This window comes from Paenibacillus turicensis (assembly GCF_050461185.1).
Taxonomy (GTDB): Bacteria; Bacillota; Bacilli; order Paenibacillales; family Paenibacillaceae; genus Fontibacillus; species Fontibacillus turicensis_A.
In genome coordinates, this window is the sequence record NZ_JBCMOR010000005.1 from 544,114 (window position 1) to 558,576 (window position 14,463).

At 38.7% G+C, this 14,463-nt stretch carries 17 protein-coding genes and 1 riboswitch; of the genes, 12 read left to right on the forward strand and 5 right to left on the reverse strand.

Translation table 11 applies throughout. The features are described from left to right. The first annotated feature begins 34 nt into the window (after positions 1 to 34). Complete coding sequence (locus tag ABE099_RS04595) at positions 35 to 835, forward strand: Cof-type HAD-IIB family hydrolase (protein WP_430027785.1); 801 nt, start codon at positions 35 to 37, stop codon at positions 833 to 835. Between the two features lie 72 nt (positions 836 to 907). Here the strand turns inward: ABE099_RS04595 and ABE099_RS04600 are convergent, their stop codons facing one another. Continuing rightward, a complete protein-coding gene (locus ABE099_RS04600; protein WP_210089512.1) occupies positions 908 to 1,000 on the reverse strand; it encodes a YjcZ family sporulation protein in 93 nt (30 codons plus the stop codon). A gap of 160 nt (positions 1,001 to 1,160) precedes the next feature. Then, positions 1,161 to 2,585 carry an RsmB/NOP family class I SAM-dependent RNA methyltransferase gene (locus ABE099_RS04605; protein ID WP_430027787.1) on the reverse strand — a complete coding sequence of 475 codons (1,425 nt, stop codon included), beginning with the start codon at positions 2,583 to 2,585 and terminating at the stop codon, positions 1,161 to 1,163. Positions 2,586 to 2,733: 148 nt separating this feature from the next. On the opposite strand from ABE099_RS04605, the gene ABE099_RS04610 reads away from it, so the two are divergent. Beyond that, on the forward strand, positions 2,734 to 3,855 hold the full coding sequence (locus ABE099_RS04610) for a glycosyltransferase family 4 protein (protein WP_430027789.1): 1,122 nt from the start codon (positions 2,734 to 2,736) through the stop codon (positions 3,853 to 3,855). Here ABE099_RS04610 and ABE099_RS04615 read toward each other — a convergent pair. Beyond that, positions 3,850 to 4,911, reverse strand: a complete 1,062-nt coding sequence (locus tag ABE099_RS04615) for a YkvI family membrane protein (protein WP_430027791.1) — start codon at positions 4,909 to 4,911, stop codon at positions 3,850 to 3,852. The genes ABE099_RS04610 and ABE099_RS04615 overlap by 6 nt on opposite strands. Positions 4,912 to 5,135: 224 nt before the next feature. Here ABE099_RS04615 and ABE099_RS04620 point away from each other — a divergent pair, with 224 nt between their 5' ends. The 4 genes from ABE099_RS04620 to ABE099_RS04635 all read left to right on the forward strand — a co-directional run bounded on the left by ABE099_RS04620 (position 5,136) and on the right by ABE099_RS04635 (position 7,050). Next, entirely contained in the window at positions 5,136 to 5,759 is a 624-nt protein-coding gene (locus tag ABE099_RS04620) for a DedA family protein (RefSeq protein ID WP_430027793.1), read from the forward strand. Between the two features lie 18 nt (positions 5,760 to 5,777). After that, positions 5,778 to 6,347 (forward strand): xanthine phosphoribosyltransferase, encoded by a 570-nt coding sequence (locus ABE099_RS04625; RefSeq protein WP_430027795.1) that lies wholly within the window; start codon positions 5,778 to 5,780, stop codon positions 6,345 to 6,347. An 83-nt stretch (positions 6,348 to 6,430) separates the two neighbouring features. Then, entirely contained in the window at positions 6,431 to 6,766 is a 336-nt protein-coding gene (locus tag ABE099_RS04630) for a hypothetical protein (protein WP_430027797.1), read from the forward strand. A 68-nt stretch (positions 6,767 to 6,834) separates the two neighbouring features. Next, positions 6,835 to 7,050: a hypothetical protein gene (locus ABE099_RS04635; protein WP_430027799.1), complete on the forward strand. Its 216-nt coding sequence runs from the start codon at positions 6,835 to 6,837 to the stop codon at positions 7,048 to 7,050. A gap of 65 nt (positions 7,051 to 7,115) precedes the next feature. On the opposite strand, the gene ABE099_RS04640 is transcribed toward ABE099_RS04635, so the two are convergent. Beyond that, positions 7,116 to 8,012: a methyl-accepting chemotaxis protein gene (locus ABE099_RS04640; RefSeq protein WP_430027801.1), complete on the reverse strand. Its 897-nt coding sequence runs from the start codon at positions 8,010 to 8,012 to the stop codon at positions 7,116 to 7,118. 199 nt (positions 8,013 to 8,211) lie between these two features. Further along, the gene (locus ABE099_RS04645; protein ID WP_430027803.1) at positions 8,212 to 9,081 is read right to left on the reverse strand and encodes a cation diffusion facilitator family transporter; all 870 of its coding nucleotides are present in this window, start codon (positions 9,079 to 9,081) and stop codon (positions 8,212 to 8,214) included. A gap of 247 nt (positions 9,082 to 9,328) precedes the next feature. On the opposite strand from ABE099_RS04645, the gene ABE099_RS04650 reads away from it, so the two are divergent. The 6 genes from ABE099_RS04650 to ABE099_RS04675 all read left to right on the forward strand — a co-directional run bounded on the left by ABE099_RS04650 (position 9,329) and on the right by ABE099_RS04675 (position 14,413). Next, positions 9,329 to 11,149, forward strand: coding sequence for an LTA synthase family protein (locus ABE099_RS04650; protein ID WP_430027805.1), 1,821 nt, complete (start codon positions 9,329 to 9,331; stop codon positions 11,147 to 11,149). Between the two features lie 30 nt (positions 11,150 to 11,179). After that, positions 11,180 to 11,653: a DUF6097 family protein gene (locus ABE099_RS04655; RefSeq protein ID WP_430027807.1), complete on the forward strand. Its 474-nt coding sequence runs from the start codon at positions 11,180 to 11,182 to the stop codon at positions 11,651 to 11,653. 246 nt (positions 11,654 to 11,899) lie between these two features. Next, a complete protein-coding gene (locus ABE099_RS04660) occupies positions 11,900 to 13,126 on the forward strand; it encodes a GTP-binding protein (protein ID WP_430027809.1) in 1,227 nt (408 codons plus the stop codon). 71 nt (positions 13,127 to 13,197) lie between these two features. Next, positions 13,198 to 13,467, forward strand: coding sequence for a 30S ribosomal protein S14 (gene rpsN, locus ABE099_RS04665; RefSeq protein ID WP_430027811.1), 270 nt, complete (start codon positions 13,198 to 13,200; stop codon positions 13,465 to 13,467). 62 nt (positions 13,468 to 13,529) lie between these two features. Then, positions 13,530 to 13,650, forward strand: a riboswitch (guanidine-I (ykkC/yxkD leader). 110 nt (positions 13,651 to 13,760) lie between these two features. After that, positions 13,761 to 14,102: a DMT family transporter gene (locus ABE099_RS04670; protein ID WP_430027813.1), complete on the forward strand. Its 342-nt coding sequence runs from the start codon at positions 13,761 to 13,763 to the stop codon at positions 14,100 to 14,102. Beyond that, positions 14,099 to 14,413, forward strand: coding sequence for a DMT family transporter (locus tag ABE099_RS04675; RefSeq protein ID WP_430027815.1), 315 nt, complete (start codon positions 14,099 to 14,101; stop codon positions 14,411 to 14,413). Before ABE099_RS04670 ends, ABE099_RS04675 begins: the two co-directional genes overlap by 4 nt. Positions 14,414 to 14,463 lie beyond the last annotated feature (50 nt).

The window sequence follows — 14,463 nt, forward strand, 5'->3', positions numbered from 1 at the left end:
AGTGGTTGGACTTGGATAGGAGGTATAAATAGAGATGAACTATAAACTTATAGCTATTGATGTGGATGGTACATTAATTACGGATGATCATGAATTGACCAAAGGAACGATTGAGGTGATTCAGCAGTTGTCCAATCAAGGTGTGGAAATCGTGTTATGTACAGGTAGAGCACCTAAAATGGCGATACCTCTAATGGAAGAAATAGGACTAGAGGGATACGCCATTACACATAATGGTGCAGCAACAATTGATGTGAAGTCTGGTGCTATTGTTCACGAATTTCCAATGAAGACAACACAATTTGCAAAATATATTGCGTATTGTCATGATAACGGTATTCATTATGATATTAGTACAACTAATGAAGTATATGTAGAACAATTAGCTGAATTAGAAGATTTTAAAAAAGAAATGTATGCAAAATTTTTAATGCAGCCTAAGCAGCTTCCTTCGTTTAACGATATTCAAGAACCGATCGTAAAGATGATGACTGCCGGCACGATTGAGCAAATGGATCAGCTAAGTAAAGACTGGCCAACATGGTCAGACGACTTTAATATTTTGCGTAGTGGTCGATTTTTTGTGGATATGATGGACAGAAATGCATCCAAAGGAAATGCACTTAAAGCTTTAGCAGATTCTAGAGGGATTCCAGCAGAGCAGGTTATGGCGATCGGGAATTACTATAATGATATCGCGATGCTTTCCTTTGCAGGTTTAGGTGTAGCTGTAGATAATGCTCCCGTTGAGGTGAAGGCGGCTGCAAAAGTGATTACGGCTACGAATAATGATGAGGGCGTTAAATTAGCGCTAGAAAAATACTGCCTGAATTAATTTGATGCTAGAAAAAAAGAGCACGTAGCATAAAGCTACATTGCTCTTTTTGTTTATAAGCTACACCGCAAATTATACAAATGCACGAGAAACGATAACGAGTAAAATGAACAACACTAAAATCACGCCAGTGGAAGTGAAGCCGCCGCCAAAAATTTCACCCATGGTTAAATCCTCCCTTATGATTCGAAGATGTTGTTCCCGCTGACTTATCGGGATACCCTATTGTATGTGAGAGAGATTATTTTGTATGGTCAAATACCCCAAGCGCGATCAAAATAGGCGAACATAATGGGAAAAGCTACTGAAAGCATGCTTGGGGTAGTTAGGCGTGCTGTTGCCGTAATCCTTTGGGTAAATGATTTTTAAGCTGTCCTTGACTAGCTTTTCCCCAGCCAAGAGGAAAGGCATCATGCTCAGAGAATGCAATTGCAACAATACACCAGCCAGTAAGCTTGTCATCAACGGCAATGGTTTCGCCGTGAAGATATGAGGTGACTTGGCTCGTATCAAGCACAAGACTATGAGTATGGTGTGCCTCATTAACCTTCACTGCCATTGCTAAGGCGTGAGCAGGGATGAAACGGTTTTTTCGAAATTCACCAAGCTGTAGGCCAGCTCTCGGCAGTTTAAGCTTGTTTAATTGTTTGCTTGTTAAATTGAGGTCATTTGTCGTGGGTAAAAAATATAGATTTTCTCCAAAAAGAATAGGTCTACCTTGTGGTAAATGGAAGTGAGGAATTACTTCCTTGGCCCAAGCTGTATAAGCGTCCCATGCTGTGGAGAGCTCTTTATTGTGTTTTTCCTTAGTTTTGTTCTTATCATTTGCAAGAATGCTTCCGTTACTTGTATTCAGTTGGGCCGTTGCTTCATCCTCTTCAAGTTGTCCATTTTGCAGCAATGCGACATAGTGGCCCTCTCCTTGCTCTAAATGAGGCCAGACCCTATGCTCTTTAATTAGCATCATATTAGGATAATGATCTAAAATTTGCCGAATCATCTCTTCATTTTCTTGCCTATTAAAAGTACATGTTGAATAAGCCAACATACCACCTCGTTTAAGCATTGAGATAGCATCTTGGATGATCCCCCATTGCCTTGCTGCACATTGCTGAACAGACTCAGGACTCCATTCCTTAATCGCCCCTTCATCCTTACGGAACATACCTTCACCAGAGCAGGGTGCATCAAGCATAATCCGATCAAACGTTGCTGGAAAGCGTGTTGCAAGCTCACTTGGGGCAGCACAGGTTACAATTGTATTTACAATTCCCATACGCTCTATATTTTCCGATAATATTTTTGCTCTTGAAGGGTGGATTTCATTACTAATTAAAACTCCACTTCCTTGCATTTTTGCTGCGATTTGTGTGGATTTACCGCCCGGTGCAGCTGCTAGATCTAGAATCGTTTCTCCTGGTTGAGGGTCAAGTAACTCAGCGGCTGTCATTGCTGAAGGCTCTTGAATATAATATAGTCCAGCGGCATGATAGGGGTGCTTACCTGGTCGTTGGTTGTGGTCATAATAATAACCATCCTCACACCATGGAATCTGCTCCAAATTCCAAGCTTGCTGGAGGAAGGAATGTTCTACAAGTTGGCTCTTCATTTTTAAGCGGTTAAACCGCAGTCCATATGTTCTTGGCTCATCATAGCACTTTAAAAATTGTGCGAGTTGCTGATCCCCAAGCATCTGTCTCATTTGTGCTATAAATGCTGTTGGCAACATACCACGAATTGCTCCTCTCATCATAATTTTCCTTTAGCAGTGTATCATATTTTTTTCGATTTAAAAATTAGCTTTTTGAGTAGCACTTAGAGAACATGGATGTTGTCAGTCAGGTATGGCATAATGAAAATAGAAAGTCATTCACGTAAGAAGTTAAAGGAGAACGCTTATGAAATTGTTACAGGCGTTATTTTTCCCTCCAGAGCAGCCGGGAGGGGTATCATCTATGATCCCTTATTTACAGGATCGTTTTGGTCCACCACATTGGGAAATGGAGCTATTTTCTCTTCCTAAGCGAATACGCAACAAAGGCAATCATGATGTGAAATTTGAGACGTTTGATTGGCATGACTATGATTGTCCAATTGTAAAAAAGTATATTCAGACCTATAGAGATTATTATTGGTGGACGAAGCTGAGATTACACCATACTTATGATATTATTCATGCACATCATCCGATTGTTGGTCTTGTAATGAAAGAAATATATCCAGATACACCTGTCATCATTAGCATACATTCTAGTTATGAGCAGGAACTTATTTTAAACGGTAACATTAAGGAAAATGGACTGGAGCATCAATTCCTAACTTTGATCTATAAAGAGCTAGAGCATCGCTGTGATGCGATTTATACAGCTTCGCATTCGTTTAAGCAATATTTAACTCCATATGTTGAAAATGGAGATCAGATTGGTGTTATTCCTAATGGCTTTGATGAAAAAAGATTTAAGCCCATCCCACATGAAAATGAGGTCGCTCAGCTTGTAACAGTATGTAGACTTGTACCAGCTAAAGGCTTAGACACACTGCTTAAAGCTTGTGCGGTGTTAAAGAAAAAGGGATTGCCTTATGTGCTTCATATTATTGGTGATGGACCGATTCGCAAAGATTTAGAAGAAATGGCTCAGCAATTAGGTATTTATGATGAGACTATTTTTTACGGATACACACTGCATCCTGAAGAGTTTGTTCCTTTTTTTGATATTTTTGTGTTGCCATCACGTGCCGAAGCCTTTGGTTCAGTGTTTGCCGAAGCCGCCCTATGCTGTCTAGCCTTAGTTGGTACACAAGTGGGAGGTATCGCAGAGCAAATTAGTAATGGTGTAAATGGTTTATTGACCCCTGCTGAGGATTATGAAGCCTTATCGACTGCATTAGAGTCATTAATTATTGATCCAGCATACCGATATGAATTAGCACGAAATGGTGCAGACCAAGCAAGAAATCAATATTCACTAAATCGTGTTGTTCATTTGTTAAAGGAAATGTATTTGAAGCAGGCCTTATAAAACTGATTTTGGAATTGCAGGAATTTTATTTGACTTATAAGCGATTAGTAAGACGGTCCATAAAGCGCTAAATAACCCAAAAATAGGATATAACAAAGAGAGTAGTGAGCTAAATCCAAATTGGCTTGTGATATAGCAAATCATTAAAATAAAAATAGAAATAATTTTAGCGGAGACAGGGATATATTGCTTAAGCTGTAAGGTTACGCCGTAAATATCTGCAACAAACGTACTGAAAATTTCCATAAAGATAAGGATCACATAGATTAACTGAATGGCATGGCCGAGTTGACGAGCAATATGGCCCATTGGTATTTCAAATTGCATTATGCCTGGCATTTGAGAGGATAATGCAAAATGTGCGGCAAGCAGCATAAAGCCGATGCCTAACCCACCTAAAATGCCACCCCATATAATAACCTTTCTATTCTCAATCATTCCTCCCATCGGTACGAGTACAGCTTGGGACATAGAGAGGTTAAATGAGGTGTATAGAAGAGGTGCAGCCCAAATCGATAACAGACTAAAATCACTTTCAAGTGTTATAAAGTTAGCGGATTGGGGAGAATAAATAGTGTTGATTATAATAACAAGTGAAATAGTTAACATGAGTGGGACAACAACCGAATTTAATTGAATAATTCCTTTCATTCCACGGTGTAGCAAAAAAAATGTACTAATAATGGTGATCCATAAGCCTGTCTGATAATACAAGCCTAGATGTTCAGAAAAAACAGAGCCGGCACCAGCTAACATGACGCTGTTTACACCAATCAAGATGATGAGAGTGAAGAAGCTTAGAATTCTGCCAATGTGTACACCAAACAGTTGGCGGTTCAGATCCTCATAGGATACTGCTTTTATTTTTTGAGCAAGTAGCATCATTTTTGTTCCAAGCCATATGAATAATATACTAGCTAACAAAATCGTGAACGTACCCCATTTTCCATATTGGGTGAAAAACTGCAATACTTCTCTTCCCGTTGCAAAACCTGCGCCAACAACTGTACCAATATAAGTAAATGCAATTTGGACAACTTTTTGTGCATTTTTCATAGTTTTCCTCCCTAAAGATGTGCTATATATAGTACAGGGTATGTTGGACGAGAATGGGACATGACTTAAACTTGTCCCAATAAAAATATATTTCGTAACCTTAACAAGAAATAAAACGTTTATAATTCATACTAGATGTCAGTCTATGCACATTATTATCTTTATTAACTTTTGGCATAGCTGAATTCAGCTTGAGAGCTTTTCCGGAAAGGTGGAATAAATGAATGGGTGTAATTATGTCCTATGTCGCACAATACGGCTATTTCGCCATGTTTGGTTTGCTTTCGTTAGGATTTTTGGGAGTTCCCATTCCCGATGAAACATTAGTAATGGCATTTGGCGGATTTACAGCAAAGGGACATTTTAGTTTTTGGCTTGCTTACTTAGTTACTGTTTTAGGCAGCTTAAGTGGAATGATGCTAAGCTATACGTTAGGTAGGCTTATTGGGAAACCACTGTTACATAAGTATGGTAAGTGGATATGGATTACGCCAAGTCGCTTGGAAAAAACAGAAACTTGGTTTGCTAAATATGGAAATTGGAGTGTGTTATTTGGCTACTTTATTCCAGGCATTCGTCAGGTGACCTCTTATTTATCAGGTGTATATCAGCTTAGCTTGCGTGTATACATAACCTATGCCACGTTAGGCTCGATTTTGTGGTGTGGTACTTTTATGTTTATTGGACGAGCCGTTGGACATCGTTGGCATAAGATTGTTCCGTATTTTTATGGACACAGGCGTTTATTTTATTTCTTATCTATTCTTTTGGTAGTGCTTATCGTTGCTGGTGTTGTATATTGGAAAAAGAGAAAACAAAGCTTAGCTGCTAAAAGTGCAATTTCATAAAATCAGGGAGGATCTAATATGGACAAGTTAAAAGAGAAAATTTTAGAGCATGGGATTGTAGTTTCAGATCAAGTATTAAAATTAGATGCCCTATTAAATCATCAGGTTGATCCTCAGCTTACGATGGAGATGGGAAAGGAGTTTGCGTCCCGTTTTCGTGATGCAGGTGTCACAAGAGTTGTGACTGTAGAATCATCGGGTATTCCAGTAGCTTTTGCCACAGCACTAGAATTAGGTGTACCACTTGTATTTGCTCGTCGCAAAAAAACACTTTTAGCGGAGTCTAATATGCTGTGTGAACGCGTGCCTTCCTTTACAAAGGGAATCGTGACAGATATTTTAATTTCACGCGACTATATTTCAGAAGATGATAAAGTATTATTTATTGATGATATTATTGCAAATGGGGATGCAGCCCAAGGACTCATTAAAATTATTGAACGTTCAGGTGCAGAGTTAGTTGGTGCAGGGATTGTTGTAGAAAAGCAGTTCCAGTCAGGTGCAGGGCAGCTTCGTGAGCAAGGAATCAGGTTGGAGACTTTGGTGGTGATTGCTTCACTTGAGGGTGGCAAAGTAACCTTTGGTTAAGTGAAATTAAAATCAAATATTTAACTCTTTGCAGGCCATCTATTTTTCGTTATAATTAGGATGACTAGGAGGGAGGCATATTGATGGATAATAATAGTGTTGTAGGTAATCATGAATATTTCATATCGAAGTTGCTTGATGCAAAAATAACTTTTGAGCGTGCGCTTGATTGTAAACATACTGAATTTGATGATCTTTATCCCTATATGCTGGAGCATCCTCAGTTTTTCTGGTATAAGCGCTATGTGGCTTGGTCGCAGCTATTAACGATTGCACAAATGTGTGATGATTTATCTATTTCGTGGAGAGAGCAATTTAGCTCTCAGCAGGTCGGTTATATAGAAGAGCGTGTGATGTCTGCAAAGGTGCTTGATTTTTGGTTTGAGAAAAACGATAGTAAAGAACATGCTCAACGTTAATACATGTCATAGAGAACTCCGCTTGAGCTTATGGCGGGGTTCTTTTTTAATACAAGGAGGAACAAGCCATGATTTCTGATGAACAGTTAAATGAATACCGTTTGTCGGGGGAGAAGGTAAGAGTGATGCGTGATTCATTACCTAGCAACGATGTGCGTGGGATTGTGGTAGCTTGGAATGAGGAGCAGGTTGTCATTCGTAGACCAAATAAAAATGTGGTAAAGTTGGATCGCAACTACATTATTCAGCCAGCAAAATTGCCACGGGAGTATCCTTTAACCTAATAAAGTTATGCCAAAATGGATAAAAGACCTATAAACCTATTTGAGTTAGGTTATAGGTCTTTCGTTTATACTGCGGAGCCTGCAGCGCGAGCTTGCTCCTCTAGCTTTTGTGCATTTAACGCAATTTGACTGAAATCATCAATCGCTACGTGTACCTGTTGCTGGCTAAGTTCGATATCTTTTTCGATTTGCGAAATACCAAGCGAAATTTTTTCAATTTCATGTGTGATAGCATCTGTACTTGTTTTAACCTCTGTAATCGAGTTTTGCACCATACCAGAGAGCTTTTTCACCTCTTGTGCTACGACATCAAAACCTCTGCCATACTCCCCAGCATGTGCGGCTTCAATGGCAGCATTAAGTGCTAAAAGATGAGTTTGTGAAGCAATTTCACGGATTGTACCTACAATACTATGGATCATTTTAGCTTCCTCTTGAAGCGTATTCAACGTCTCCATATTGGTGCTAGATACTTCAGACATTTTGTTAATGCTGTCTAATAACTCCCGATTGCGATTGACACCAGTGTCTGAGCGCTTACTTAAATCATCTGCCATCTCCTGTAGCTGGGTAACAACACTCGTAATATTATTTTGACGAGCTGTAATATCTGTTGCGATTTTTGACACACCAAGAATGTGCTCATGTGAGGCATCAAATATAGGCATATAGGTTGCTTCTAGCCAGATAGATTCCCCTGTAGCACTTACTCTTTCAATTTTGTCTTGAAAGCTTTGCCCCGATAATAAACTCTCCCAAAACTTTTCATATTCAGAACTATTTACAAATTTAGGAAAACATAAGTCCTTATGCTTGAGCGCATATAATTGTTCTTTCTCATAACCCAGAGTTTGCGCAAAAATATCATTGACATAAACAATTTTGCGATCAAGGTCAAAACGAATTAAGGCTAAATTACTTTCCATTGCAGCAATAACTAATTCATCTGTGACTACATCCATTGCAATTCCTCCCAAGTTTCTCTAGGCTGTCAGCGAACATCGATATCTTTTTCAAATATGTGGAATAAATGAGTGGGCATTGATCAAGGATCGATATGGGTTGCATGCCTTTTATCTATTATACCTTGATATTCAATAGGAGATAGCAAATGATTTATACAATATTAAGGCAATTAGTCCTATAAAATTAGCTTGCAAATTACATCATCGGTTCAACATGAACCTGAACAAAAAAGATTTCATGTTTTTCTTTTAATTTATCTTCAATGATATCGGCAATTTCATGACTTTCAATGACGTTTAGCTCCCCAGATACAAAAATAGTGATGTCTAAATGAGTCTGACTTCCGTTACTTCTTCCTTTAATTTCTTTAATTTTCAACACGCCTTGTACTTGTGAGATGGTCTGTTTAATATCCGCTAATTGTTTTTTATCAAAACCATCGGTTAATTGGTGTAAGGAGTCATGTAAAATGTCCCAAGCTGTTTTGCAAATAATGAGACCGACGATAAACGCGGTTACTATGTCTAGCCAAGGCATAGCAAGCTGTGAACCTAAAATTCCGATTGCTGCTCCAATACTCACTAATGCGTCTGAAAAATTATCTTTAGCTGCAGCCATAAGTGCTTTACTGCCTGTTTTGAGTGCAAGTCTTTTATTATATTTATACACGCCCCCCATAACTACAGCACAAAATAAGGCCACCAATGCGACCCATGCGTCAGGGGTTTCATGTTTACCTGAAAGTAGTATTTTGCCTGCATTTAATAAAACCTCAATCCCTACCACTGCCATAATTAGTGAAGCGATAAATGCGGCTACAGTTTCTGCGCGGAAATGTCCATAAGCGTGATCTGCATCAGGGGGTTTTCTGGAAATTTTTAAGCCAATTAATACAGCAATGGAGGCAATAATATCTGTTGCATTATTTAAACCGTCTGCCTGTAGGGCGTTGGACATAAATAAAATACCGATCGTTAATTTGAAGGCAGATAACGCAATATAAGCAAAAATACTGACCCATGCTCCACGTTCTCCCTCTTTTAACTTCTCATACGCTTCGTTCACTTTCATTCTCCTCCATACCTAACGTTCAAATGATATGGTTTATCGTACCAAATGAATTTAATGTGGGTCTAGAGAAACGTTGTGGGGCTAGAGAAACGTTGTGAGTCATAGCAAATATTCTGATCATGATAAAACATTGTTGCACATAGGAAAGATTTCAATACTAGTCTTGCATAAGGAGAATCAATTTGCTTTGAATCTACTAAAAAGGGTAAACTATGTAAAGAATTAAATTGGAGCGATGATTGTGAATTCTAAATATACGCAAGTAAAGTCACTATTATTAGTTCTACTACTAATGTTATGTGGTGGATTTATACTAAACTTTTTGATTCAGCTATTTTCTTTTAAGTTGGAGTTTGGAGCTACATGGGGTTGGGTATATAAGCATATTGGGTTATATATTTGTGGGAGCTTATTCTTGTTTTTCCTATTGCTAGCCTTTGCGGCGATTATACCTAATATCTATATTAGTACAGTAGTGATCTCTTTTATCGTTTTGATAATAGGCTTTGCAAATTATAAGAAGCAGTCGACGACAGGTGAACCTTTGTATCCATGGGACTTTATGCAGCTTAAAAATGCGAAGGAAATGACAACCATTACGCAAGGGATGATTTCACCCATCGCTGTTGGCGTGACAATCGTTGTGCTAGGTGTAATTGGTTATGTTATCTATAAACTGCCGACAATACGCATTCGTATTTGGCTACGTGCAGTGATACTTGTGGTAGCCACATCGCTAATTGGTAGCTTTATTTGGGTCGTAAGCACACGTCCTGAAGCAATTGCCTCACTCAAATATAACAATATATTTTGGAATCAGAAGGTGAATTATAGCCAAAATGGCTTTTTATTCGCCTTTACAGGGAATCTCAAGCACAATCTCATGGAGAAGCCAACTGGATATAGTAAGGAAATGATTGAAGCCATTGCGAAAAAATATAGTGATTTACCAGCGTCATCAAGCACTAGCTCTAACTCTCTACCTATGGAGGCTAACATTGTCTACATTATGAATGAGGCTTTCTTTGATCCCACCCGATTAGAGAACCTACAATTTAGTGAAGATCCGCTAAAATTCATTCATGGAGCATACCCAAATAAGCGAACAGGTTACCTGCTCTCCCCTGAATTTGGAGGGAATACAGCTAATGTTGAGTTCGAGGCTTTGACAGGGTTGACGATGAATTTTCTAAATGGTGGGTCGATCCCGTATCAGCAGCGTTTAGTTAAAATGAACGCATTCCCTTCAATTGTAAGTATTTTAAAAGAGAGAGGCTACGGTGCATTAGCTATTCATCCCTTTGACAAAACCTTTTATCAGCGAAATAAGGTGTATCCAATGTTAGGTTTTGATGACTTTATAAGTGAGACGGAAATGAAAAATAATGATCGAATTACACCTAATGGTTATATTTCGGATATGGCAGCAATGAAGGAGGTATTACAGGAGCTTCACTCTGCTAGTAAACCGACCTTTATTCACTTAGTCACGATGCAAAACCATTTTCCTTTTACAAAAGGCTTAAATGGGGACAACTCAATTACTGTAAATGGGATGGATTTAAAATTTAAGGATGAAATCGAGACATATGTGCATAGTTCTGCATTGACGGATGAGGCGATGTCTTTTTTAGCTAAGGAGCTACAGGAGATAGATCGTCCAACGCTGGTTGTTTTTTGGGGAGACCATTTGCCTGCTTTATCTAATGATATCTATGTACAAGCGGGTTGGGAAAATAAAGTTAGATTGAAGCACGAGACGACCTTAATGTATATTGCTAATTTTGATATCGGTGAAGAAGAGATCGGTACGCTCAGCCCTGCCTTTCTTGGGCCTACTGTGTTTGAATTGTCTCAGCAGCCTTTTCCGACCTATTATAAGCTGTTAGCAAAGGTGAAAGCAGAAATAAGTGGTCTTAGCAACAATGTGATGATTAGTTCCAATGGAGGGGAAATTACCCAGCTTACGGATGGTCAAGAAGAACTATTGCAGGATTACAAAATGATACAATATGATATTCTTGAAGGCGAAAATTACGCTGCTGAGCTGTTATTTAAATAATATTTTGTAATATAGAAAGGAAGCGTAGCTGTGAATAGTTTATATCAGGTTGGTTCTGCGATTGCAGGCAGTCAGTTTGTGCTGGAGGAATTACAGAAAACTCACGCATTTATAAATAAGCATAGATTACCTGTCCCTATTGAAGAAAACGATTTACACAAGCAAATGATTGGGTTAGAGCGTTATGCAGGAAGTAACCATTTTGAAAAGGCTCTAGTTAAGTATAAAGGAGTAAATCAATTATTGTTGACGCTCAGTGTCGCGTTGCTTCTGATTGTGTTTGGTATAGCTGGAGTGGAATATATGTCACCAGAGCTAGGGATATGGAAACAGTTAATGGATTTTATGTTTAAACATTTTACGTTATCTATGATAATTGCCGGTGGTATATTTGCCGTTGTAATTGTATTAGCTGTCGTTCGGGGGATTTATGCTAAAAATATATATGGTAAGGCGTTAGATAAAGCTTGGGCATCCATCTATAATCATGTGGAGCAGTCTTAATAGTCTTGATAGTAACCTTAACTTCATTGTTGACGTGAAGCTTAAACCTTTAAATTAACATGTATTAAATCTGAATTAACCTTCTTATCTTGGGGCAGAATTGTCCCCTCGTTGGGAGGTTTTTTTGTTGTTAAATGTAGGACAGAGTAGGGGAAGGTTGACACAGTATAAAGCAACATGTATGATTATTAAATCGTAATAATTACTATTAAGGGAATCCTATTCAGAAACGGAGATGGCTGAGCTATGGAGCAGCAGACAGTTAAAAAAATTCCGATTACCGTGTTAAGTGGTTATTTAGGTTCTGGAAAAACAACATTGTTAAATCATATTTTACAAAATCGTGAGGGCTTGAAGGTGGCTGTCATTGTGAATGATATGAGCGAGGTTAATGTGGATGCGAACCTTGTTAAATCAGGAAATACATTATCAAGAACAGAGGAAAAGCTAGTGGAGATGTCTAACGGCTGCATCTGCTGTACACTTCGGGATGATTTATTGCGAGAGGTTCAGAAGCTTGCTCTTGAGGGCAGATTTGATTATATCTTAATCGAGTCATCAGGGATTAGTGAACCTGTACCTGTTGCGCAGACTTTTACGTATGCTAACCCTGATTTAGATATAGATTTAACTAGTCTAGCTCAGCTTGATACGATGGTTACTGTCGTAGATGCACATCGTTTCTGGAAGGATTTTGCTTCGGGAGACAGTTTATTGGATCGTAATGAGGCCGTGAGTGAAAGTGACCATCGAGATATTGTGGATTTACTCATTGATCAGATTGAAACGTGTGATGTTTTAATTTTAAACAAATGTGACTTGGTTGAGGAAAATGAGCTGTTGAAATTAGAAGGGATTATTTCTAAGCTACAGCCTACTGCTAAGCTCATTCGAGCAACAAATGGTGTGGTTGACCCTAACGAAATTCTAAATACAGGCAGATTCGATTTTGATAAAACTAGTACCTCGTCAGGGTGGATTGCAGAATTAAGCAAGGAGGAGCATACGCCTGAGACAGAGGAATATGGGATTGGCTCATTTGTTTATCGTCAGCGTAGACCGTTTCATCCTACAAGGTTGTATCAGTATTTAAATGATTTGCCTGCACAAATTGTAAGAGCGAAAGGGTTAATCTGGCTTGCGGCGCGTGGAGATATGGCGGCTACCTTTAGTCAAGCTGGGCCCTCGATTCAGTTTGGACCTGCTGGATATTGGGTTGCAGCTATGCCGAAGGAGCAACAACAAGTCTTGTTAGCAAGTGAACCAGAGCTGGCAGTCCGCTGGGATGAGAGATGGGGCGATCGCCTCACAGAGGTTGTTATTATTGGGATTGAGATGGATAGAGATCAAATTGTAAAGGCTCTCGACGATTGTTTACTTACGGATGAAGAGATGGAGCAAAATTGGAATCAATTTTATAATCCATTACCTTGGTTAAGCGAAGAGTTTTTTACTAATCAAGTCAGTGGATAGCTACGTCGGATCGATATGTCCTGTAATTTGCTAGTACCGCATTAAAAATCGCTGTGAAGGGAGAAATAACAATGGCAAAAAAATCAAAGGTTGTAAAGGAATTGAAGCGTCAAGCCTTAGTGACAAAGTATGCAGAAAAACGTAGACAGCTCAAGGAGCAAGGAGATTATGATGCATTGCGGAAGCTTCCGCGTGATTCTTCTCCAACTCGTTTGCACAACCGTTGCGCTGTAAGTGGTAGACCAAGAGGATATATTAGCAAGTTCAAAGTATCCCGTATCGTATTTCGAGAATTGGCACATCAAGGACAAATTCCTGGTGTTAAAAAAGCAAGCTGGTAAAATGATTTTTAGTAATCTACTAGTAATTAGTAACAAAAAACAGTATAATGAGCAATAAGTTTTAGTATGTTGCCTAGAGTTCCGCAGGGGAATGTTTATGAAAATAGGATTTTCCTTGGTCTGGTTCAAGAGGTAGCACATAACTAATAGGTTATGACACGGAGGGATAAAAGCCCGGGAGGATAAGCTGATAAGACACAGCTTGCCTTTCGGGTTTTTATCTTTTTTAGTGATAATAACGTGTTGTATCTTACTTAAGGTTATGAATATTAGAGAAAAAGGGAGAGAGAGATTTGAATAAAACATGGGCATCTGTTGTGATAGCGGCTTTGTTTGAGGTAGGCTGGGTGATCGGCTTAAAGCATGCTACGAGTGTAGTGGAGTGGATCGGGACAGCCATTGCAATTGTAGTTAGTTTTTATTTACTAATCGCTTCATCTAAGGTATTACCTGTAGGGACAGTATACGCTGTTTTTGTTGGTTTAGGGACAGCAGGCACAGTCATTGCGGATATTATATTGTTTAATGCTCCCATTCAACCGATAAAGTTAGGTCTTATCGCGGTATTGTTGGTTGGAGTCATTGGTCTAAAGCTAGTAAGCAAACCTTCAACACAGGAGGTTGATGCAAAGTGAGTTTTGTTTATGTTATCATCGCAGGTTTATTTGAAATGCTTGGAGTTTTAAGTATGAACAAGGTGAACAAGGATCAAAACTGGAAGTCGTTTGTCCTTTTAATAGGTGCATTTAGCTTGAGTTTTTTATTTTTATCCTTTGCTATGCAAACAATGCCGATGGGGACAGCGTATGCGATTTGGACAGGGATTGGTGCGGCTGGAGGAACAATTTTGGGGATGGTCTTTTATGGTGAGCCTAAAAATATATTAAGAATTGTATGTATTGCAATGATATTGTCTGCTGCAATTGGTTTAAAGCTAGTGGAGTAGTAAAGCTAAATAAAATTAAATAACTTTATAAAAGTAACTTGATTAATAAA